General features: G+C 69.5%; 21 protein-coding genes. 17 read left to right on the top strand and 4 right to left on the bottom strand.

Translation table 11 applies throughout. The features are described from left to right. Nucleotides 1-8: 8 nt before the first annotated feature. The 3 genes from GH681_RS06500 to GH681_RS06490 all read left to right on the top strand — a co-directional run bounded on the left by GH681_RS06500 (nucleotide 9) and on the right by GH681_RS06490 (nucleotide 4,917). Nucleotides 9-2,981, top strand: coding sequence for a response regulator (locus GH681_RS06500; protein WP_153160628.1), 2,973 nt, complete (start codon nucleotides 9-11; stop codon nucleotides 2,979-2,981). A 223-nt stretch (nucleotides 2,982-3,204) separates the two neighbouring features. Then, complete coding sequence (locus tag GH681_RS06495) at nucleotides 3,205-4,488, top strand: hypothetical protein (protein WP_153160627.1); 1,284 nt, start codon at nucleotides 3,205-3,207, stop codon at nucleotides 4,486-4,488. Nucleotides 4,489-4,497: 9 nt separating this feature from the next. Next, nucleotides 4,498-4,917, top strand: a complete 420-nt coding sequence (locus GH681_RS06490) for a hypothetical protein (protein ID WP_153160626.1) — start codon at nucleotides 4,498-4,500, stop codon at nucleotides 4,915-4,917. Between the two features lie 22 nt (nucleotides 4,918-4,939). Here GH681_RS06490 and GH681_RS06485 read toward each other — a convergent pair whose 3' ends face one another. Together GH681_RS06485 and GH681_RS06480 are read right to left on the bottom strand one after the other, a co-directional pair. Beyond that, nucleotides 4,940-6,553, bottom strand: coding sequence for an NAD(P)/FAD-dependent oxidoreductase (locus GH681_RS06485; RefSeq protein ID WP_153160625.1), 1,614 nt, complete (start codon nucleotides 6,551-6,553; stop codon nucleotides 4,940-4,942). Beyond that, the gene (locus GH681_RS06480; RefSeq protein WP_153160624.1) at nucleotides 6,553-8,094 is read right to left on the bottom strand and encodes a polyamine aminopropyltransferase; all 1,542 of its coding nucleotides are present in this window, start codon (nucleotides 8,092-8,094) and stop codon (nucleotides 6,553-6,555) included. Before GH681_RS06480 ends, GH681_RS06485 begins: the two co-directional genes overlap by 1 nt. 82 nt (nucleotides 8,095-8,176) lie before the next feature. Between GH681_RS06480 and GH681_RS06475 the strand changes: the two genes are divergently transcribed. The 10 genes from GH681_RS06475 to GH681_RS06435 all read left to right on the top strand — a co-directional run bounded on the left by GH681_RS06475 (nucleotide 8,177) and on the right by GH681_RS06435 (nucleotide 15,653). Beyond that, a complete protein-coding gene (locus GH681_RS06475; protein WP_153160623.1) occupies nucleotides 8,177-8,563 on the top strand; it encodes a DUF350 domain-containing protein in 387 nt (128 codons plus the stop codon). A gap of 28 nt (nucleotides 8,564-8,591) precedes the next feature. Beyond that, a complete protein-coding gene (locus tag GH681_RS06470) occupies nucleotides 8,592-9,608 on the top strand; it encodes an SPFH domain-containing protein (RefSeq protein ID WP_153160622.1) in 1,017 nt (338 codons plus the stop codon). A 19-nt stretch (nucleotides 9,609-9,627) separates the two neighbouring features. Beyond that, nucleotides 9,628-11,112, top strand: coding sequence for a DUF4178 domain-containing protein (locus GH681_RS06465; protein ID WP_153160621.1), 1,485 nt, complete (start codon nucleotides 9,628-9,630; stop codon nucleotides 11,110-11,112). A 14-nt stretch (nucleotides 11,113-11,126) separates the two neighbouring features. Then, nucleotides 11,127-11,267, top strand: coding sequence for a hypothetical protein (locus tag GH681_RS23335; protein ID WP_194271155.1), 141 nt, complete (start codon nucleotides 11,127-11,129; stop codon nucleotides 11,265-11,267). Further along, nucleotides 11,264-11,614, top strand: a complete 351-nt coding sequence (gene speD / locus GH681_RS06460) for an adenosylmethionine decarboxylase (RefSeq protein WP_153160620.1) — start codon at nucleotides 11,264-11,266, stop codon at nucleotides 11,612-11,614. Before GH681_RS23335 ends, speD begins: the two co-directional genes overlap by 4 nt. Nucleotides 11,615-11,704: 90 nt before the next feature. Next, the gene (locus GH681_RS06455; protein WP_153160619.1) at nucleotides 11,705-12,280 is read left to right on the top strand and encodes a flavin reductase family protein; all 576 of its coding nucleotides are present in this window, start codon (nucleotides 11,705-11,707) and stop codon (nucleotides 12,278-12,280) included. A 4-nt stretch (nucleotides 12,281-12,284) separates the two neighbouring features. Further along, nucleotides 12,285-12,605: a hypothetical protein gene (locus GH681_RS06450; RefSeq protein ID WP_153160618.1), complete on the top strand. Its 321-nt coding sequence runs from the start codon at nucleotides 12,285-12,287 to the stop codon at nucleotides 12,603-12,605. A gap of 146 nt (nucleotides 12,606-12,751) precedes the next feature. Beyond that, a complete protein-coding gene (gene phaP / locus GH681_RS06445; RefSeq protein ID WP_153160617.1) occupies nucleotides 12,752-13,330 on the top strand; it encodes a TIGR01841 family phasin in 579 nt (192 codons plus the stop codon). A 156-nt stretch (nucleotides 13,331-13,486) separates the two neighbouring features. Further along, nucleotides 13,487-14,563, top strand: a complete 1,077-nt coding sequence (locus GH681_RS06440) for a PHB depolymerase family esterase (protein ID WP_153160616.1) — start codon at nucleotides 13,487-13,489, stop codon at nucleotides 14,561-14,563. Nucleotides 14,564-14,585: 22 nt separating this feature from the next. Continuing rightward, nucleotides 14,586-15,653 (top strand): ADP-ribosylglycohydrolase family protein, encoded by a 1,068-nt coding sequence (locus GH681_RS06435; RefSeq protein ID WP_153160615.1) that lies wholly within the window; start codon nucleotides 14,586-14,588, stop codon nucleotides 15,651-15,653. Here the strand turns inward: GH681_RS06435 and GH681_RS06430 are convergent. Further along, entirely contained in the window at nucleotides 15,650-15,946 is a 297-nt protein-coding gene (locus tag GH681_RS06430) for a DUF2502 domain-containing protein (protein WP_153160614.1), read from the bottom strand. The two genes, GH681_RS06435 and GH681_RS06430, sit on opposite strands and share 4 nt — an antisense overlap. 169 nt (nucleotides 15,947-16,115) lie before the next feature. Here GH681_RS06430 and GH681_RS06425 point away from each other — a divergent pair, with 169 nt between their 5' ends. The 4 genes from GH681_RS06425 to GH681_RS06410 all read left to right on the top strand — a co-directional run bounded on the left by GH681_RS06425 (nucleotide 16,116) and on the right by GH681_RS06410 (nucleotide 18,567). After that, the gene (locus GH681_RS06425; RefSeq protein ID WP_153160613.1) at nucleotides 16,116-16,625 is read left to right on the top strand and encodes a hypothetical protein; all 510 of its coding nucleotides are present in this window, start codon (nucleotides 16,116-16,118) and stop codon (nucleotides 16,623-16,625) included. Between the two features lie 72 nt (nucleotides 16,626-16,697). Further along, complete coding sequence (locus GH681_RS06420) at nucleotides 16,698-17,090, top strand: hypothetical protein (RefSeq protein WP_153160612.1); 393 nt, start codon at nucleotides 16,698-16,700, stop codon at nucleotides 17,088-17,090. Next, nucleotides 17,087-18,082: a 4Fe-4S binding protein gene (locus tag GH681_RS06415; protein WP_153160611.1), complete on the top strand. Its 996-nt coding sequence runs from the start codon at nucleotides 17,087-17,089 to the stop codon at nucleotides 18,080-18,082. Before GH681_RS06420 ends, GH681_RS06415 begins: the two co-directional genes overlap by 4 nt. After that, nucleotides 18,079-18,567 carry a hypothetical protein gene (locus tag GH681_RS06410; protein WP_153160610.1) on the top strand — a complete coding sequence of 163 codons (489 nt, stop codon included), beginning with the start codon at nucleotides 18,079-18,081 and terminating at the stop codon, nucleotides 18,565-18,567. Before GH681_RS06415 ends, GH681_RS06410 begins: the two co-directional genes overlap by 4 nt. A gap of 9 nt (nucleotides 18,568-18,576) precedes the next feature. Here the strand turns inward: GH681_RS06410 and GH681_RS06405 are convergent, their stop codons facing one another. Continuing rightward, nucleotides 18,577-20,931 (bottom strand): PAS domain S-box protein, encoded by a 2,355-nt coding sequence (locus GH681_RS06405; RefSeq protein WP_153160609.1) that lies wholly within the window; start codon nucleotides 20,929-20,931, stop codon nucleotides 18,577-18,579. Between the last annotated feature and the right edge of the window lie 140 nt (nucleotides 20,932-21,071).

Below are 21,071 nucleotides of genomic sequence, written 5' to 3'. Positions count from 1 at the left end.
ATTTGCCAATGAAGCTCTCCAAGCTCTCGCTCATCTTCTCGGTCGTGCTGCTGTTGATCCTGGGGATCAACGGATCGATCTCGCTGCTCGCCCTGGCGGCCTTCGACAAGGTCCAGGCGGTGCAGCAGAACCGTGCCGACGCCCTGCGCCAGGTTGATGACCTGCGGCGCGAGATGGAAATGCTCAGCCGTCTCGTGCGCAGCTACGTGGTCACCGGCGAGACGAGCTACCTCAAGTACTACTACGCCATCCTGGCGATCCGCGAAGGCGAGCGGCCGCTGGTTGTCGATGACGACCCCACCACCTACTGGGACCGGGTCATCGCCGGCACCACGCCTTTCGTCCAGCGCCCGCCCGGGACAGGGGTTTCCCTGCGGGCCCGGATGATTTCCCTGGGCTTCGACGGCACCGAGCTCGAAGCCCTTCAGCAGGTGCTGTCCGAGGCCGAGGCGCTGAAGGTCCACGAGCAGGTGGCCTTTGCCGCCACCCAGGGGCTCTACGACCCCAAGGCCGACACCTTCGTGTCGGAAGGCGTCCCCCACCGCGAGCTGGCGGTCAAGTTCGTCCATAACCGCGAATACGACATCCTGCGTGCCCGCATGGCCCAGGCGGTGGCCGAACTCAAGGGCCGGGTCGACCGCCGGACCGGCGCGGCCGTGAGCGACGCCCGGGCCCGCCTGCGCGACTGGATCGTGACGGCGATCATCGGCATGGTGGTGACCGCGCTGTTCGTGGTGCGGGGCTTCTTCACGGTGCGCCGGCGGGTGCTCCAGCCCATCGAGGACATGTGCGCCGCCACCGACCGGCTGGCCCGCGGCGAGTACGACGCGCGCATCCCCGACGTGGCCGGCGTGGCGGAGATCCGCACCCTGCGCGACACCTTCAACTCGATGGCGGGCTCCATCGAGAGCGACATCCTCGACCGCGAGCACATCCGCCAGGAGCTGGTCGAGGCCCGCGCCCGCGCCGAGCAGGCCACCCAGGCCAAGTCGATGTTCCTGGCCAACATGAGCCACGAGATCCGCACCCCGCTCAACGCGGTGATCGGCATGGCCGAGCTGATCCTCCACAGCCGGCTCTCCCCCCGCCAGCGCGACTACGTCAGCAAGATCCGCATCGCCGGCCGCACGCTGCTCGACACCCTCAACGACATCCTCGATTTTTCCAAGATCGAAGCCGGCCGGCTGGAGCTGGAAGACATCCCCTTCCGGCTCGAGCAGGTGGTTGCCAACGCCTTCCTGCTGGTGGAGCGCACGGCCCTCGAGAAGGGCGTCGAGCTGCTCTTCGATGTCCGTCCCGCCAGCGCGACCCTGCTTGGCGAACGCCTGAAGGGCGACCCCCTGCGCATCGGTCAGGTGCTCGCCAACCTGCTCTCCAATGCGGTCAAGTTCACCCCCTCCGGGCACGTGTCGCTGCGGATCGACAGCATGGCGACGGCCGATGGGCGTCACCTGGTCAGCCTCACCGTTGAAGATACCGGCATCGGCATGCGGCCTGAGCAGATCGAGCACCTCTTCGACGACTTCGTCCAGGCCGACGGTGCGACCACCCGCCAGTACGGTGGCACCGGCCTGGGGCTCGCCATCGTCCGCCGGCTGGTCGAGGCGATGGGGGGCGAGATCCGCGTGCAGAGCGCGCCGCGCGCCGGCAGCCGCTTCCAGATCCAGATCCCCCTGGCCCGCGACGGCGACGAGCCGGCGAGCCCGCCGCCCCTGCCGCCGATGCGTGTGCTGATCGCCGAGGATTACCCCGAGGCCCGGCTTGCCCTCATCGACCTGCTCAACATCGAAGGCATCGACGATGTGGAAGCGGTCAGCAGCGGCGGCGAGGTGATGGCCTGCCTGCGCGCTGCGCGGGCCACGGATCGTCCCTACGACCTGATGTTCCTCGACTGGTCGCTGCCCGATCTCGACGGCGGCGCCATCATGCGCGCCCTCGGCGAGCAGCCCGAGCTGGTGCCCGCCCACATCGCCCTGATGTCGGTGCCGCGGACCCTCGGCGAGGACGTCGCCGAGCTGCGCCCCGGCGGCCTGCACTTCTGCGACCGCCCGCTCCTGCCCGGTACCCTGCGCCAGCTGTGTGGCGTCGTGCTGGGCCTGCAGACGAAGGAGTCGGGCGGTGGTGTGGCCACCGGCGCCCTGGACGGGATGCGCGTGCTGCTCGTCGAGGACAACGCCACCAGCCGCGACGTGGCGGTGGCGCTGCTGGGCCGCTGGGGGGTCGAGGTGGACACCGCCGCCGACGGCCGCGACGCCCTCGCCCAGCTGGGCGCCGAGGCGCCGGATTACTACGCCCTGGTGCTGATGGACCTGCAGATGCCGGTGATGGACGGCTACGAGGCCATCCGCCAGATCCGCGCCCGGCCTGAATTCGGCAACCTGCCGGTGTATGCCCTGTCGGCCCACCGGGGGCGCAGCGTGCTGGAGCACTGCCTCGCGCTGGGCATGAACGGCTGCCTCAACAAGCCCTACGAGCTGCCCGAACTGTTCGACGTGTTGAGCCGGCATTACCGGCCCGAGTTCGCACCGGTTCCGGCGCCGGTGCCCGCCGGCGGCCCGGCGCTGATGGGGCTCGAAGCGGTGCCCGGGCTCGACCCCAACTGCGCGATCAACGACACCGGGATCAGCCCGACCCTCTACCCGCGCCTGCTCGCCAAGTTCCGCGCCCAGTTCGCCGACGGTCCGGTGGCCCTGCGCAAGGACGTGGCGGCGCGGGACTGGGCGGCGGTGGCGCTGTCGTCGCACACCCTCAAGGGCCGGGCCGGCCTGCTCGGCATGAACGGGATCTCGATGATGTCCGGCCGGCTCGAGGCCGCCGCCCGGGCGGGTGACCCGCTCCGCGCGATGACCGCGCTCACCGAGCTCGAGAACCAGATGCGTTCCCTCGTCGATGGCCTGGGCAAGGCGCTGCTGCCCGATGTCGGCGAGACCGACCCGCAGCCCGCGTCGCCCGATCAGACGTCCCCCCCGGGAAGCGTCTGACGGGGGCGTGGCGGCTGCCGGCCGCCCGCGCCGGGCTGCCCGGCCCGATCACCGCGTGACCAGCTCGCGCTTCATCGAAGGTCGGGGCCATGCTATCCGCTCACGGTGCCGTTTTATGCCGTGAGGCTTTTTCGTGACAGTTTGTTGCCAACCGTCCCGGCGGCGCGGGAGAGAATGTGCCGCGATCCCGGCGCCTGGCCAGGGATGCCCACATTCTTCCGCGATGAGTCTTTTCCTTCGAATCCTGTGTGTCGGCCTGGCCCTGCTGGCCCAGGCGTCCGCCGCCCAGGATGTACGCTACTCGGCCTTCGGAACCATCGGCTACGCCCGATCCACCGACGAGCACCGTTACCAGCGTGCCGTCGATAACGATGGCACGCTGGCGCGCGACTCCCTGCTCGGCGCGCAGATCGATGCCGCGCTGACCCCCGAGCTCGGCGCCACCGTCCAGGCCCGCCTGGCGCCGGCCGGCAACAACGACGAGGAAGTGAACCTGCGCCTGCCGTGGGCCTTCCTTTCGTGGCGGCCCGACAACGCGCTCACCATCCAGGCCGGCAAGATGCGCCTGCCGGTGCTGCTCTACGCCGAGAACATCGACGTGGGCGCGACCTTCCCCTTCGCCCGCCTGCCGGTGGAGATCTACGCGATCCTGCCTTCCTGGGATTTCTACGGTGTCTCGGCCAGCGGCCACTGGACGCCCGGCGCGCTGGAGGTGGATCTGGATGGCTTTGCCGGCTGGTCCCGCACGTCGGCGCGCGTCTATGTGCGTAACCGGCCGGGCTCGGATGGGCCTGTCGCGTGGTACGAGGGCATCCACGGCGCGCTTGCCGGCACCGTGCTCACCGTCCGCCGGGGCGACAACCGCTACCGCCTGGGCGTGCTGGCCTGGGATGCCCGGCTCGACACCATGCGCTTCGGCAAGGAGTACCCCTACGTGCCCATCGCCCCGGGCACCGGCTACTACCAGACCAGCAACGCCCTGCCCGGCCCCGGTGTGGTGATGCGCGACCGCATCCGCTCCCAGATCGTCAGCGTCGGCTTCGAGAACGAACTGCCTGCGGGCTTCCGGGCGGTGGGCGAGGGCGTGCTGCGGTGGGGCGAGCGGGTGGATCTGGCCGCCGGCACCGACGCCTGGGGCGGCTATCTTTCCCTGCTACGCCCGACCGGCGCATGGACGCCCTACGTCTATGCCGCGAGCCTGCGTTCGTCGTCCCGCGCCCGCAAGCTCTACGCCAAGCTCAATGGCAGCCGGGTTCCCGACAGCGTGCCGGACGCCGCCCTGCTCAACGCCAGCCAGATCTGGGGCGCCGACACGGTGATCCTCTCGGACCAGCGCACCTGGGCGGTGGGCACGAGCTACGCGCTCGCCAGTGGGCAGGTACTCAAGGCCGAATGGCAGCGCACCCATGTCGGCCGCAAGTCCGCCTTCCTCGACGTGCCGGAGGGCACGCCCGAAGGTAGCCGTCAGCTGGATGTCTTCTCCCTCTCCTACAGCTTTTCGTTCTGAGGGGAGACGATGCTGAAACGACTCCTGCTCTTTGTCGTGGGCCTCTTTGCCGGGGTTGGCCCGGTGCCGCTCCGGGCGGCTGGCAATGTGGTCCTGATCGGCCATCCGTCGGTGCCGCGCCTCGACCGGATGGCGGTCGAGCGCATCTACACCGGCAAGATCGTCGAGGTGGGCGACCAGCGCATCATGCCCCTTGACCTGCCCCCCGACAGTCCCGTGCGCAGCCGCTTTCTCTCCCGCTGGCTGAGCCGCGACGAGGCCCGCTACACCGCCTACTGGACGGTACGCCGCTACGTGGGCAAGGGCGTGCCCCCGCTGGAGGTGGCCTCGACGGCCGACGTGATCCGGCTGGTGTCCACCAGGCCCGGCGCTGTGGGCTACATCGACGAAGCCGACGTGACGCCCGGCATGAACGTGGTGGCCCGCTGAGGGGGCTGTCGTGCCCCGGGCGTCAGAGCGCCTTCCGCGCCGCCTGCTCGCCCCACCACACCGCCTCCTCGAACACCGAAAAGCCCGACAGATCCGCATGGGCGAACAGCACCGGTCCGTCCGCCTCCCGCAGCGCGGCGAGCCCGGCGTTGGCGAGGCTGCCCGGCACCGGTGTGGACATGCCGTGGCCGCGCACGGTGATCTCCACCGCGCGGGTGCGCCGCCACAGTTCCAGCTCGCCATAGGCCGCGCGCAGGTCGATGCCGGCGAGGTCGAGCAACTCGTCGGCGCTTGCGGTGGCGAGGCGCTGGCGGGCCTCGGTGGGTGAGGCGTCGGCCAGCGCCCGGTAGGTGGTGAACACCGTGTGGGCGGGCCGCGCGGCGCGGATCAGCTGATGGGTGGCGACCACCCAGCCCAGGCCCGGGCTGGCGTGGATCACGTTGTCCCAGGCCAGCGGCTCGTCGCCGGATTCTTGCGGAAAGCCATCCAGCAGAAAGTTGGCCACCAGCCACGGGGCCTGGGGCGGCAGATGGCGGGCCGGGTCGAGGCCCAGTGCGCGGATCGTCGGCACGACATGCGCCGCCACGTGCAGGGGCATCGCGCAGATGGCGCGGCGGGCGTGGATGCGGACGACGCCGGCGGGCGTGTGGCAGAGGATCGTCACCCCGCCGCGGGCTTCCTCCACCCGCAGCGCGTGGCCGGCCAGCCGGCGCTCGGTGGGTACCCGGGCCAGCAGGCCGCGGGCGATCCCGGCGAGGCCGTCGGGCCAGGTGATCAGCGCGCCGTCGGCCGCGTTGGCAGCATGGCCGCCGCGGCTGGCGAAGTAATGCAGCCCGAACCACGCCGACACGCGATCTGACCCCGCGCCGTATTCGTCCCGGCACACGTAGTCGAGCCAGGCGTGGAGCGTCGGCGAGGTGTAGCCCTGGGCGATGAGCCAATCGCGGAAGGGCACGCCATCCAGGCGGCGCCAGTCGGCATCGCGGCTGGATTCCACCATTGGCACGCAGAACAGGCGTTTGCCGTCGCGGCCACGGCGGTGGGTGAGATCCGCCACGAAGGCCAGGAAGCGCCGGTGCTGGGCGGCCTCAATCGGCCCGACGGCGTCGGTGGGCAGCAGGCCTTCGTGCCACTGCCCGCCAAACAGCAGGCGCTCGTCCGGGGCGTGCACCAGCGCCGTCTCGGCAAAGCGCGGGCGCTCGGCGAACGGGTCAGCCTCGATCAAGCCCTGCTCGAAGAGGATCTCCCGCACGGTGGCCGATTCCCGCGACGGCAGCGGCAGATAGTGGGCGCCGCGGGGGTGCGGGATGGGGCCGGTGGGGCTCATCATCGCGCCGGCGGCGGCGTTGCCGAGGGGCTCCGGGCCTTCCACCAGCAGGAAGTCATCGACGCCTTCCTTCGCCAGCCGCCACGCGGCGCTGAGCCCGGCGATACCGCTACCGAGGATCGCCACGCCGCAGCGGATCTCCCGTGTTGGGGCGGGGAGAGTAGTGGCGTCGCGCAGGGCGTGGCCTTCGCTCATGCCCGGGCGCAGCACGGTGATCGGGATGCCGAAGTCGCGCAGCTGCCGGCAGCCGGGCAGGGCGAGGAGCGCGCCGGCGGCGAGCCCGGCCTGGATCAACCGGCGGCGGTCCATCAGCGCACCACGTTGCGCCAGTCCTGCTCGAAGTAATGCACCAGGGTCTGGCTGTTGAGGTGGTTCGGCTCGACCGCCGGCGGGCGCATGTCGGGCGGAAAGCGGAACATCGCCCGGGTGGTGTCGGCGTCGAGGAAGCGGGTGGGCACCGGGTAGCTCTCCGGCGGCACGAAGCCCGGCCGGCGGGTGGCGAGGTTGAAGCCCCACTCGCCGAAGGACGGCACGTAGGCGTGGTAAGGCTGGGTGACGAAGCCGGCCTCGCGAAGCGTCGCGTCGATGCACCAGTAGCTCCTGGGCGCGAACCACGGCGAGGTGGATTGCACCACCAGCGCGCCGTTTGCCGACAGGTGCTTGGCCATCAGCCGGTAGATGGGCACCGAGTAGAGCTTGCCGAGGCCGAAGTTGGACGGGTCGGGGAAGTCCGCGACGATCAGGTCGAACACCTCGGCGTTTTCATCCAGCCACTGGCCGGCGTCGGCGTTGATGACCGTGACACGCGGATCGGAGAGTGCGCCGCCGTTGAGCCCGGCAAGATACGCGTTGCGGGTGAAGAGATCGGTCATCGCCGGGTCCAGGTCCACCAGCGTGATGTGCTCGATGTTGGGGTAGCGCAGGATCTCGCGCACCGCCAGCCCATCGCCGCCGCCCAGCACCAGCACCCGCCGCGCCCACGGCATGCTGGCCAGCGCCGGATGCACCAGCGCCTCGTGGTAGCGGTGCTCGTCGCGGCTGGAAAACTGCAGGTTGCCGTTGATGTGCAGGCGCGTGTCGTCCTTCCAGCGGGTGACGACGATACGCTGATAAGGCGTGGTGGTGGCGTAGATCACCTCGTCGCCGAACAGCCCGCGTTCGGCCCAGCGGGTGAGGTGCTCCGAGGCCGCCAGCCCGATCACCAGAAACGCCATCGCCAGCACGCCGCGGGTGAAGCGGCCGCGGGCGCCGGGCACCTCGGCGCGGTAATGCCACAGCGTCCACAGCGCCACCGCGGCGTTGGCCATGCCGAACAGGAAGCCGGTGCGCGATAGCCCCAGTTTGGGCGCCAGCACCAGCGGAAAGAGCAGCGACACCACCAGCGCGCCCAGGTAATCAAAGGTGAGCACCCGGCTCACCAGCTCGGAGAACTGCGCCTGCCGGTTGTGGAGCACCCGCATCACCAGCGGAATCTCCATCCCCACCAGCACGCCCAGGGCAAACACCAGCGCGTACAGCACCGTGCGGAAAGGCGCCGACATCCACGCGAAGAGCAGGAACAGCAGGGTGGCCGACACGCCGCCGACGATGCCCACCAAGAGCTCGATGTCGATGAAGCGGGCCAGCGCGTCCTCGTCGCGCACGTATTTGGAAAGGTGCGAGCCGACCCCCATCGCGAACAGGTAGCAGCCGATGATCGACGAGAACTGCAGCACCGAATCGCCCAGCAGATAGCTCGACAGCGCCCCGGCGATCAGCTCGTAGGCGAGCCCGCAGGAGGCGACGACGAACACCGACAGGATCAGCAGGCGATCGGTGGCGGCAGCGGGGGCGGAGCGGGCGTCTGGCATGGCGCGGACTCTACCCGGAATGCGCTTGCCGGGCACCTGAAATGCTGGCTAAATGCCCCGCTTGCAGATTCGGACTCGGGCCATGGACGCGCTGATCAGTTACTTCCTGCACCTCACTTCGGGCCTCGCGATGGTTGCCGCGTTCGCCGGCATCTACATGGCGGTCACGCCCTTCCACGAGCTGGTGCTGATCCGCCAGGGCTTCGTGGCGCCGGCCCTGTCGCTGGGCGGCGCGGTGATCGGCTTCTCGCTCACCGTCGCGTCGAGCATCCTCCACAACGACAGTTACCCGCTGTTCATGATGTGGTGCGCCGCCGGCCTCACGGTGCAGGTCGTCACCTACGCGGTGCTCGCCCGGGCTTTCCCGCGGCTGCCTGATCAACTTGCCGGCAACAACGTGGCCGCCGGCGCCACCGCCGGCATCGTATCGCTGGTGGTGGGCATCATCAACGCAGCGTGCATGTCCTGAAACCGCCTTTCATCCAGCAGGAGAAACCATGAGCCTCGGATCATTCATCAAGAAGCAGTTCATCGACGTCCTCCAGTGGAACGAGGATTCCGACGGCACGCTGGCCTGGCGTTACCCGATGGAGGATTTCGAGATCCAGTACGGCGCCAGCCTCACCGTGCGGGATTCCCAGATGGCGGTGTTCGTCAATGAGGGCAAGGTGGCGGATGTGTTCGGGCCGGGGCGCTACACGCTCACCACCCAGACCATCCCGCTGCTCACCAACCTTAAAAACTGGGACAAGCTCTTCGAGTCGCCCTTCAAGTCGGACGTGTACTTCTTCAGCACCCGCCTGCAGCTGGGCCGCAAGTGGGGCACGCCGCAGCCCATCACCATCCGCGACAAGGATTTCGGGATGGTGCGGCTGCGCGCCTTCGGCATGTATTCGTACAAGCTGGTCGATCCGAAGCACTTCTTCACCGAGATCAGCGGCACCCGGGCGAGCTACACCGTCGACGAGCTCGAGCAGCAGCTGCGCAATCTGGTGGTTGCCACCATGAGCGCCACCCTCGGCGGCTCGGAGCTGCCCTTCCTCGACATGGCCGCCAACCAGATCCTGCTGGCCGACAAGATGCGCGCGGCGATGCTGCCCACCTTCGAGCGCTACGGCCTCGCGCTCGACAACTTCGCGGTCGAGAACATCTCGCTGCCCGAAGAGCTGCAAAAGGCCATCGACACCCGCATCTCCATGGGCATGGTGGGCGACATGGGCAGGTACACCCAGTACCAGGTGGCCACGTCGATGCCCCTGGCCGCCCAGAACGAAGGCGGCATCGCTGGCGTGGGGGCAGGGCTGGCTGCGGGCGTGGGCATGGGCCAGGTGATGATGGACTCGATGCGCGCCAGCCAGGCGCCGGCTGCTGCTCCGGTGCCTGCTGCTGCGCCGGCCGCCGACGATCCCGAAGCGCGCCTCGCCAAGCTCAAGGCGCTCCTCGACAAGGGCCTCGTCACCCAGGCCGACTACGATTCGGCGAAGGCCGAGATCCTCAAAAAGCTGATCGGCTGATCCACCGCCTGCCCTGACCGTGTTCAAGCTCGCCTGCCCCAGCTGCGGGGCCGAAGTCGTGTTCCGCTCGCCCACCTCGGCGATGGCGGTGTGCGAGTACTGCCGCAGCACCCTGCTGCGCGACGGCGATGCGGTGCGTGACGCCGGCAAGATGTCCGCCACGCTCGAGGACTACTCGCCGATCCGCATCACCACGTCCGGCATCTACGCCGGGCGGCGCTTTGGCGTGGTGGGGCGCATCCAGCTGCGCTACGACGCGGGCTTCTGGAACGAGTGGTACATCCTCTTCGACGACGGCGGCACCGGCTGGCTGTCGGACGCCTCCGGCCAGTACGCCGTCACCCTCGACACCGGCCTCGCCGGCGATGCGCCGCCCTTCGGCCAGATCGTGCCCGGCGGCCTGTACCGCTGGGATGGCGTGAGCTACACCGCGTCCGATCTGCGCACCGCCCGCTGCACCGGCGGCGAGGGCGAGCTGCCCTTCCGCGTGGGCGCCGGCTGGGAGGCCAAGGTGGCCGACTACCGCCAGGCCCACCGCTTCCTCACCCTGGATTACTCCGAAGGCGACACCCCGCGCCGCTACGCCGGCAAGGCGGTGACGGTGGCCGACCTCAAGTGTCAGTTGCTGCGCAGCCCCACCGAGATCGCCGCCAGCGCCGGCAAGCTGCCCGGCAAGGCGGCCAGCCTCGAATGCCCGGCGTGCGGCGCGTCGATCAGCTGGCGCCCGGCGGTGGCCGCCCACCTCAACTGCCCGGCCTGCGGCACGGTGTCCGACGCCTCCACCGGTACCGTCGAGGTGATGCAGGCCGTCCGCCGCGAAGCCCTGGCCCACACCACCCTGGCCCTGGGCGACGCCGCCACCATCGACGGTGCCCGCTACGCCCTCATCGGCCTGATGCGCCGGCAGACCACCGGCACCGGCGAGGGCTGGACGGAATGCCTGCTCTTCAGCGAGACGGCCGGCTTTCTGTGGCTGGTGGAATCCGCCACCGGCTGGGATAAGGTCAAGGTGCTTGACGTATTTCCCGAGTCCGTCTCGGCCAGCGCCGTGCGCCTTGCCGACGCCGCCTACACCCGCATGGACAGCTACACCGCCGAGGTCACCTACGCCGCCGGCGCCTTCAACTGGCGGGTGAAGGTGGGCGACAAGGTCAGCGTCACCGAATACGTCGGCAGCCGCGGCACCCTCACCAGCGAACGCACGCCGGCCGAGATCACCTGGTCTCTTTCCCAGCGCGTCACGGCGGCGAGCATCGGCGCGTGGTTCGGCAAGCCGGCCCTGGCCGCTGCGGCCGTTGCCAGCGCCGGCAAGGCCGACACCGCCCACGTCCCCGCCGAGGCGCTTTACGGTCTGGCTGCCAGCTTCTCGGCGGGCCTCCTGCTCCTCAACCTGCCCATCGCCATGTTCGGCCGGGGCGGCGGCGGCGTGATGTTCGTGGTGGTGATCGGGCTGGTCCTCTTGTGGGCGCCCCTGTTCAGCGACAAGTTCGGCGGCGACTCATGAAGCGGGTGGGTTACATGATTTACGCCATCCTGGTGGTCGTGGTGGTCACCATGATCAACCTTGGCGGCCAGTCGAACAGCAGCGGCCGGAGCTGGAGCAGCAGCTCCGGCTCCTCCGGCGGCAGCTGGTCGTCCGGTGGAGGCGGCCACAAGTGAGCGCCCACCTGCCCCGGGGTCGCCACCTGCTGGCCGATCTCACCGGCGTCGCCGCCGAGCGCCTCACCGACCCCGCCGCCCTCGAAACCCTGCTCCGCGACGCCGCCCGAGCCGCCGGCGGCACCGTGCTCGGCGGCCACTTCCACCCCTTCGGCCCGGGCCTCGGCGTCACCGGCGTGCTGCTCCTGGCCGAATCCCACCTCAGCATCCACACCTGGCCCGAGCACGGCTTTGCGGCGGTGGATGTCTTCATGTGCGGCAGCGCCCGGCCCGAGCTGGCGGTGGACGTGATCGAGGCCGCCCTGGCCCCGGCGAGCTGCGTGCGACGGGACGTGGCGCGGGGCTGATACGCCGGTGGCCCGCATGGGCTGCGCGGTGCCGAAACGGCCCGTCGACTCATTTAGAATGGGCGCCTGTCCAAACGCAAGGCGGCCCCCATGACCCCTACGCCCGTTCCCCTGCCCGAGTCCTATCGCCTCCTCAACCACGGCCCCACCGTGCTGGTGTCGTCGGCCCACGGCAGCCAGCGCAACGTGATGGCGGCGGCGTGGAGCATGCCCGTGGATTTCGACCCGCCCAAGGTGGCGGTGGTGATTGACCGCAGCACCTTCAGCCGCGAGCTGATCGACGCTTCCGGCGAGTTCGTGCTGGCGGTGCCCACCCGCGCCATCGCCGACAAGGTGGTGGCGGCCGGCTCGCAGTCGGGCCGGGATTGCCCGGAGGGCGACAAGTTCGACGCCCTGGCCCTGGCCACGCTGCCGGCCTCGAAGGTGGCGGCCCCGCTGCCGACCGGCTGCATCGGCTGGCTCGAATGCCGGGTGATCGACGAGCCCCACATCCAGCGCACCTACGATCTCTTCCTGGGTGAGGTGGTGGCCGCCTGGGCCGACCCGGCGGTGTATTCCGACGGGCGCTGGCATTTTGAATCCGGCGGCGATGCGCTGCGCAGCCTGCACTACATTGCCGGCGGCGCGTTCTTCTCGACCGGCGAAGCCTTCGACGCCAAGGAGTGAGCAGATGGAACTGACCGTTGTCTTCGACAATTCACAACTCGCCCATATCATCGACCAGGCGCTGATTTACCAGTGCGCCTGCCCCGGGCAGGTGGCCCAGCACATCCTGGGTCTGCGTGAGCTGTTCCGCTACCAGACCAGCTGCCGGGCAATGCGCACCGAGGATTTCGGCGTCCACGCCCGGATCATGGAATCCGTGCAGCGCACCCACGCCGAGATGGAAGCCTGTCTCGTGGACGTACTGGCTGCCGAGGGCTGGGACATGACCACCCTGACCATGCCGGAGGGCCTGCGCAAGCTGCGCGACGATCTGCTGGCGGAGTAGCGGATGAGGGGGTTTTCGGGCGGCTGAAAATATTTTGTGCACCGCAGCAAAAAGTGCTTGCAAAAGTTTTTGCTGCGGTGCAACATGAAGCCATACCGAAATCAGTTCGGTGATCGCAAGCCCAACCCAAACTTGAGGAGATCATCATGGCCGTTACCCCCGAAACCCTTGCCGCCGCCGCCAAGACCAACGCCGAAGCCAGCCTGACCAGCGCTTCCGCTTTCGTTGCCGCCGTGTTCACCGCCGTCGAGCGCGTGTCCACCCTGAACCTGGCCACCGCCCGCACCGCCTTTGACGACAGCGTCGCCTTCTCCAAGGCCATCATCTCCGCCAAGGACCCGAAGGCCCTGGCCGCCCTGAACCTGGGCGCCGTGACCCCGGCTGTCGAAAAGAGCGTGGCCTACGGCCGTAGCCTCTCCGTGATCGGTGGCGACACCCAGGAAGAGCTGACCAAGCTGGTCGAAGCCGAAGCCGCTGCCCTGGGCAAGAACTTCGACACCGCCCTGGAAGGCCTCTTCAAGAACGCCCCGGCCGGCTCCGAAGCTGCCGTCAAGGCCGTGAAGACCGCCCTGGCCAACGCCAACTCCGCCTACGAAGGCGCCTCCAAGGCCGCCAAGCAGGTTGCCGCTGCCGCCCAGGCCAGCGTCGAGAAGGCCGCCGAAGTGGCCGTCGAGAGCGTTGAAAAGGGCACCAAGGCTGCCGTGTCCGCGCTGAAGGTTGCCTGAGCATCAAGCCAGTCTGCCGCGGGGTCATAGCCGCGGCGTGGAATGAAGCTGAAAAGCAGTCGATGAAAGAGGCCCTTCGGGGCCTTTTTCATTGGCGGGTTCCGGTTGAAGATGGCGGACCGGCGCGGGGCCGGTGCAGTTTTCGGGAGTCCATCGATGGGTCGTCGCAAGTCACCGCTGGTTTCCGCGCTGGTCAGGCTGACCCGTGCGGGCATGCGCCAATCGACGCGCATCGGCAAGGCCGCCGCAAAGCAGGGCATGAAGTCCGGCGGCGAGCTGGCCGAGCAGGCCGGGCGGATGCTGAAGGCCGTCGCCACGCCCACCGACGACCCCAGGCCGATCACCGGCGGACGCTGGCATGACGGCCGCTGGGGCCTCGGGCCGCTGGCGATGCGGCGTTACCGGCTGTTCATCCCCACCGGCGGCAGCGCCCGCAAGCCCCTGCCGCTGCTATTGCTGCTCCACGGCTGCGCCCAGGACACGGCGGCCTTCGCGGCGGTCACCCGGGCCGCGGTCACCGCCCGGTCCCGCGGCTTTGCGGTGCTGATGCCCGAGCAGGCCCAGGAGGCCAACCCCCAGCGCTGCTGGAACTGGTTTGGCAGCGAAGCCCGGGTCGGGCTCGAAACCCAGTTGTTGATGAGCATCGTCGATCACGCGGTAGCCGCCAACCCGCGCATCGCCGGGCCGCTGTTCGCCCTTGGGCTGTCGGCCGGCGGGGCGATGGCGATGACCCTCGCGCTGCGCCATCCCGAGCGTTTCACCGCGGTCGGCAGCCACTCCGGCGCCGCGCCCCACAGCGCCGCCACGCCGCTGCAGGCCGGGCAATCCATGCGCGGGCGGCGCTCGCCCGATGCGGACGCCATCGCCCAGCGCCTGGCCGGCCGGCGCCTGCCGCCGCTGGTGCTGATCCACGGCGACCTGGACCCGGTGGTGTCCTTCGAGAGCGCCCGCGCCGCCGCCGGGCTGTGGCTCGACCTGCTGCCCGATGGCACCGTGCTGCGCGAGCAGGAGGACGAGGTGCAGCGCGGCGCCCGGCGCGCCCTGGTCCGTCACGACTGGAAGGCCGGTCGCCAGCCCTACCTGCGCCTGTTGCGGGTGCGCGGCCTGGGCCACGCCTGGAGCGGCGGGGCGTCCGGGCAGGCGTTTTCCGACCCCACCGGGCCCGACGCCTTGCGTCTGGCATGGACGTTTTTCGCGGCTAGGATGGAACAAGGGGCTGCGCCGCGGCTCTGACCCTTTTTAACCGGAGACCGCCATGCCCGCCGACCGCCTCCAAGACCGCGCCGCCGGTGCCCTGCTGGGCGCCTTCATCGGCGATGCCCTCGCCCTCGGGCCCCACTGGTATTACAACCTCGACGAGCTGCGCGCCGACTACGGGGAGTGGATCACCGGCTACACCGACCCGAAACCCGGCCGCTACCACGCCGGACTCAAGGCCGGCGACCCGTCCCAGGCCGGCATCCTGCTGGAGCTCACCCTGCGCTCGCTGGTGGAGCGCGGCGGCTACGACGAGGCGGATTTCTGCCAGCGCCTCGACACCGAATTCTTTCCGCAGATCGACGGCACGCCTATGGCCGGCCCCGGCGGCTACACCAGCCAGTCGATCCGCGAAGCCTGGCGCAAGCGCGTTGTCGATGGCCAGCCGTGGGGCGCCTGCGGCGGCAACGCCGACACCACCGAAGCCGCCGAGCGCATCCTCGCCATCGCGGTGCGCTACGCCCGCCAGCCGGCCGAACTGGCGTCGGCGGTCACCCGCAACACGGCGCTCACCCAGACCGACGGCACGGTGCTGGCGATGACCGTCGCCTTCGGCGCGGTGCTCGGGATGCTGGTGGAAGGCCACACCCTCGACGGCGAGCTGTCGGGCAAGCTGATGGCGCGAGTCAAATCCGGCGAGCTGCCCTTTCATGCGGTGACCAGCGGCAACCTGCAGGCCCCGACCGGCGCCGAAGCCCCCACCCTGGGGCGCTTCCCGTCGCCGGACGCGCTGCTGGGCCCGTCCAACATCGCCCGCGCTGCGCTCGACCCCGGCGTGCGCATCGAGCCCGCGTGGAAGGCCTCGCTGGTGTATGGCATGCCCTGCGCGGTGTATCACCAGTTTCCGGCGGCGTATTACCTGGCGGCGCGCTTTGCGGGCGACTTTGAATCGACGGTGCTCCACGCGGTCAATGGCGGCGGGCAGAACCTCGCCCGGGCGATGCTCGCCGGAGCGCTGGCGGGCGCCCAGGCGGGGCTGTCGGGGATTCCCCGGCGCTTTGTGACCGGCCTTGCCCGCTCGGACGAGCTGGTGGGGCTCGCCGAGCGGCTGGCCCTGGCGGTCTAGCAGCGGCCCTTCTTGGCCTGGCCCGGCGGGCAGTGGCCTTCGTTGCCGCGGCCCGGGTGGGGTTCGCAGCGGCCGCGGAAGTTCTTGCGGCCCTCGTAACGATGGCAGTTGTCCTGCCACCAGGCCGCGTCGCGCCAGCGGTCGCCGTCCCAGTAGCGGCCGTCCCGGTTGCGGTCGCCGATGTAGAGCGACACGCCTGGGGCGCGGATCGACAGGTCGACGTCGATGGCCGAGGCTGGCGCAGCAGCCAGCGTGGCGACAAGCAGCAAGGGCAGACAGAGGATCGGACGCATGAGCAGCTCGCAGGATGAGGAAGACCCCCCGACTATACGGCCCGGCGGGCGGTTCTGCCCGGTGACGACAATCTGAATGGGCGGCTGCCCGCATCGGCATGACATCGTTACAATGTCCCGAAAAAAGCAATCACCACCCGGCACCACGGGACACGGGGAGACAGACAGCATGGCCGTCATTTTTACCAAGACCGAGCGTGGGCACGCCGAGATCACAAGCCGGGCCGGGGGGCTCAGTCCGCGCGTGCGTCGGGTGCTGATATTCGTGGATGGCAAACGCACGGTTGCCGAGCTGCGCGACATGCTTCAGTACGACGACCTCCAGCACACCCTGGGCCTGCTCGAAGAAGAGGGCTACATCGAGATGGCCGGCGTGGCCGGGCCTGGCGGACGGGCCCACGAGGCACCGGCCCCCATGCCGTCGATGACGACCTTCCGGCTGCATCCGCCGGGCGACGATCCGGTGCGCCTGCAGAAGGCCCGCAACTTCATGCTCAACACCCTCAACGCCTTCGTCGGCGCCCTGGGCACGAGCTCCCTCCAGGATCGCATCGAGGCCGCCCGCAACCAGGCCGACCTGCGCGCCCTCTTCGACGAGTGGTACTACGCCATCGTCAGCTCCCGCGACGGCCGCCGCGAGGCCGAGCACCTGCGCGGCAAGCTGCTCGAGGTGATCTGAGCGCCGGCGTGCTGGCCGGTCTTGCGGTGCATCAATTACGCGCCGGCCGCCGCGCACTAAGCTGGGCCTGCCATGGATGATCCCAGCCTTGATTTCAACACCCCCGGCCGCGAGATCGCCGTCGCCGCGGAGGCGCTTTACCTGGCCAACCTGATGATCATCCCGGGCATCGCCTTCGTGGCGCTGCTGGTGCTGTGGTTCCGGGAGCGCCAGCGGGCGCCGGAACTGGCCCGCAACCACCTGCGCCAGACGGTGGCGGCCAGCCTGTGGGCCGGCGCGCTGCTGGTGATCGCCAACGCCGCCATCATCCTGGCGGGTGGCTACGACTCACCCCACACCTGGATCATCGTGATCCTGTATTTCACCACCTGCCATTCCTCGCTGATCTTCTGCGGCGCCATCGGACTCGCCAAGGCGCTGGCGGGCAAGCCCTTCCGCTTTCCGCTTATCGGGCCGAAGGCATGAACGCGCGGGTGATCCCCATCAAGTTGGTCGGCACCGCCGCCGCGCCGCCCGACGGTGGCCGTCAGCGGCTGCGGCGCTGGGCCCAGGCCGGGTTCTTCGTGCTGTTCGTCCTGGCGCCGGTGTTCAACCTGCTGCGCTACGACCTTGTAGCCGGCCACGCCTGGCTGCTGGGCTTTGAATGGCACGCCGGGCTGGAGGATTTCTCCGCCGGGCGCATCGACGCTTTGGGCGCCGTGGGGCGGGTGATCGGCCGGGTGCTGCTGCCCATCCTCGTCGCCGGCGGGGTGCTGATCTGGGTGTCGTGGAAGTGGGGGCGGCTGTACTGCGGCTGGCTGTGCCCGCATTTCTCGGTGGTCGAGACGATCAACGCCTACATGCGCCGGGCCACCGGCAAGCCCAGCGTGTGGGAGTCGCGCCAGCTCCCGCCCCGCGAGCCCGATGGCCGCCCGGTGCGCTACGACAGCCGCTGGTGGTTCATCACCGTGCCGCTGGCGGTGGGCTTTGCCTTCGTGTGGGCGGTGGTGCTGCTCACCTACCTGCTGCCGCCCTTCCAGGTGTATGGCCACCTGCTGGCCGGCACGCCGACGCGCAACGAGTTCATCTTCATCACCGCCGGCACCGTGGTGCTGTCGGCGGAGTTCCTGTTCGCCCGCCACCTGTTCTGCCGCTACGCCTGCGCGGTGGGGATGTTCCAGAGCCTGGCGTGGATGGGTAACCGGGAGGCGATGGTGGTCGGCTTCGAGCGCGACCGGGCGGCCGACTGCGCCAGCTGCTACAGCGCCTGCGATCACGTCTGCCCGATGCGCCTCAAGCCGCGCAACATCAAGCGCACGATGTTCACCTGCACCCAGTGCGCCCAGTGCGTGAGCGCCTGCGAGACCACCCAGCAGGACAACCCCCGCGGCCCGCTGCTGCAGTGGGTGGCGGGCGAGGCGGCGCGTCACAACGAGGCGGCGTTTGCCGCACCGAAACCGGAGAGGAAATCCCAGTGACTGGCTTCAACGACTTTGCCATCGCCCGGGCGCTGCACGTGCTGGCGGTGCTGCTGTGGATTGGCGGCGTGGCCTTTGTGACGATGGTGCTGATCCCCGCTTGCCGGGCCCAGGCCGAGGCGGCCAGCCAGCTGGAGCTCTTCGAGCGCCTGGAGCACCGCTTCGCCGCCATCGCCCGCTGGAGCGTGCTGCTGGCGGGCGCATCGGGCCTGTGGCTGGTGTGGCGGCTGGATGCCTGGAGCCGCTTTGCCGACTTCGCCGGCTGGTGGTGGATGCACGGGATGGTGGCGGTGTGGACGATCTTCGCGCTGATGCTCTTCGTGCTGGAGCCCTTCGTGCTTCACAAGCTCTTTCAGGCCCACGCCCGGCGCGACCCGCTGGGCACGATGGCGCGCATCCAGCGCGTGCATGTGGTGCTGCTGACCGTCAGCCTGATCGTGGTGGTCGGCGCCGTGGCAGGGAGCCACGGCGGCTGGGTGTTCTGAGCGCCGGTTTCAGTGCTGGCGCAGCCAGCGGATCACCGTGGCGTAGAGCAGCGTCGGTTCGACGGGCTTGGAGAGGAAGTCGTTCATCCCGGCCGCGGTGCAGCGCTGGCGATCCTCCGAGAAGGCGTTGGCGGTCATTGCGATGATCGGCACGTCGCGGCCCCAGGGTGTCGCGCGGATCTCGCGGGTGGCCGCGAGGCCGTCCGTGTGCGGCATCTGGATGTCCATCAGGATCAGCGCATAGCCGCCCTGTGAGGCCATCGCCACGGCCTCGGCGCCATTGTTGGCGACATCGACCGACAGCCCCAGTTCGCCCAGCAGTTCGCGGGCGATTTCCTGATTCACCGGCTCATCCTCGGCAAGCAGCACGCGCGCCCCGTGAAGGGCGCCCACCAGCAGCGCCTCCAGGTTGTCGGCTTCGGGGTCGGGGGCCGCCATCGGGCCGGACGCCTTGTCCAGCCGGGCGGTGAACCAGAATACGCTGCCTACACCAGGCGTCGATGTGGCGCCGGCGTCGCCCCCCATCAGCTGGGCCAGGCGGCGCGCGATGACGAGACCGAGGCCGGTGCCGCCGTGCTTGCGGGTGGTGGAGTTGTCGCCCTGCGCGAAGGTGGAGAACAGGCTGGCCAGCACCGCCGGCGTGATCCCGGGGCCGGTGTCCTCCACCTCAAAGCGCAGCAGCGCATCGTCGGTGCTTTCGTCGGCGATGGACAGGCGCAGGGTGACCGTGCCCCGTTCGGTGAACTTGATCGCGTTGCTGGCGTAGTTGAGCAGCGCCTGGCGCAGGCGCGTCGGGTCGCCGACGAGGTACGGCGGTGCCGGCGGGGATTCCACGACGAGGCGCAGGGCTTTCTCGGCCGCGCGGTTTCCCACCAGCGCGGCGGCTTCATTGAGCAGCGCGGTGGGGTTCAGCGGGATCTGCTCGAGCTGGAGCCGGTCTGCCTCGATCTTGGAGATGTCGAGGATGTCGTTGATGACCTGCAGCAGGTGGTGGCCGGCGGCGTCGATCTTGTCGAGCTGGGCCGCCTGACGGGCGTCGAGCGGGGTGCGGTGGAGCAGGTGGGTGATGCCGATGATGGCGTTGAGCGGGGTGCGGATTTCGTGGCTCATGTTGGCCAGGAAGGCGCTCTTGGCGCGGCTGGCGGCCTCGGCGTCGATGGCGCGCCGCTCCAGTTCGGTGTGGAGCGCGGCGATGCGGGCGTCCATCGCCTTGCGCTCGCGGTTGTCGGTCATCGTCGTGCTGCTGAAGGCGAGACTGCTGCCAGGGGCGCGGATCAGTTCGGCGCTGACCCGCACCGGCAGCACGCTGCGATCCTTGCGCAGGACGTCGAACTCCACGTCGGTGATCCGCCCGGTCTGGAGGAACTCCACAAACTGCCGCTCGAAGCGGGCGATTTCGTAAGGGGCCAGCACGTCGCGGATGTTGAGCTTGCCCACCACCTCGTCGCGGCTGTAGCCGAGCATCCGCAGTTCGGTGTCGTTGATGGCGACGAACTGGCCGCGGGTGTCGACGGAGTGGTAGCCGCAGGGCGCCTGGTTGTAGAGCATGTCGATCTCGGCGCTGCCCTGGCGCACCAGCTCTTCAAGGTGGTTGCGATGCTGGTCCAGCTCGGCCTCGACGAGCTTGCGTTCCGAGATGTCCGAGTGGGTGCCGGCCATCAGCAGCGGCGAGCCATCGGTGTCCCACTCGACGACGCGGCCCTTGGTCAGGACCCACTTCCAGCTACCGTCCTTGGTGATGCAGCGCAGCTCGACTTCATGAAAGGGCGCGTGGCCGTGGAGATGGCGCTCGATGGATGCCGTGGCGGCCGCATAGTCGTCCGGGTGGACGAGCTTGGGCCATTCTTCCACCGACAGGTTGCGCTCGCCCACCGCGAAGCCGAGCATCGACTCGAAGCGGGCGCTGACCTCGAAGAGTCCGGTCTTGAGGTTCCATTCCCAGAAACCCTGGTTGCTGCCTTCGAGCACGCGGGCATGGCGGTCGTCGCTGGCGCGCAGCCGCTGCTCGGCGAGGCGCTGCCCGGTGATGTCGCGCAGGGCGAGGCAGATCCACAGCCCCTCGGCGTCGGTCTGGAAGGCGCTGGCATGGAATTCGGCGATGAAGGTGTGGCCGTTGGCCCGCCGGCAGTGGAAATCGCCCTGCCAGTGGTCGGCTGCGGCGGCGGTGTCGAATCCGGGCAGGGGCTGCGTCTCGCACAGCCCGGCGAAGTTGTGCCCCAGGAGGCCGTCCGTCCCGTAGCCGACCAGCCGGCACGCTGCCTTATTGACGGCAACGATCTCGCCGTCCCGGCGGCAGCAGACGAGAGCCTCCGGGCTGTGAACGAAAAGGGCCGACGCAATGTGGGCCGGCGGCGAAAAGGGCATGGACGGACTCCGGTGGGGCCAGCAGGACTTTACGGCACGGCAGGTTCAAATCTGACACGAAATTTGACGATTCGTGCAGCTTTGCTCCGTCCTCGATCCGAGCCCCGCCTGGCCGTCGGCCGGCCGCCTGCGCCGAGGCC

The organism is Zoogloea sp. 1C4, from assembly GCF_009469605.1.
In the GTDB taxonomy this organism is placed as follows: domain Bacteria; phylum Pseudomonadota; class Gammaproteobacteria; order Burkholderiales; family Rhodocyclaceae; genus Zoogloea; species Zoogloea oryzae.
Note: the sequence above shows the minus strand (reverse complement) of the source record. Positions and strands in the feature narration are given on the sequence as shown.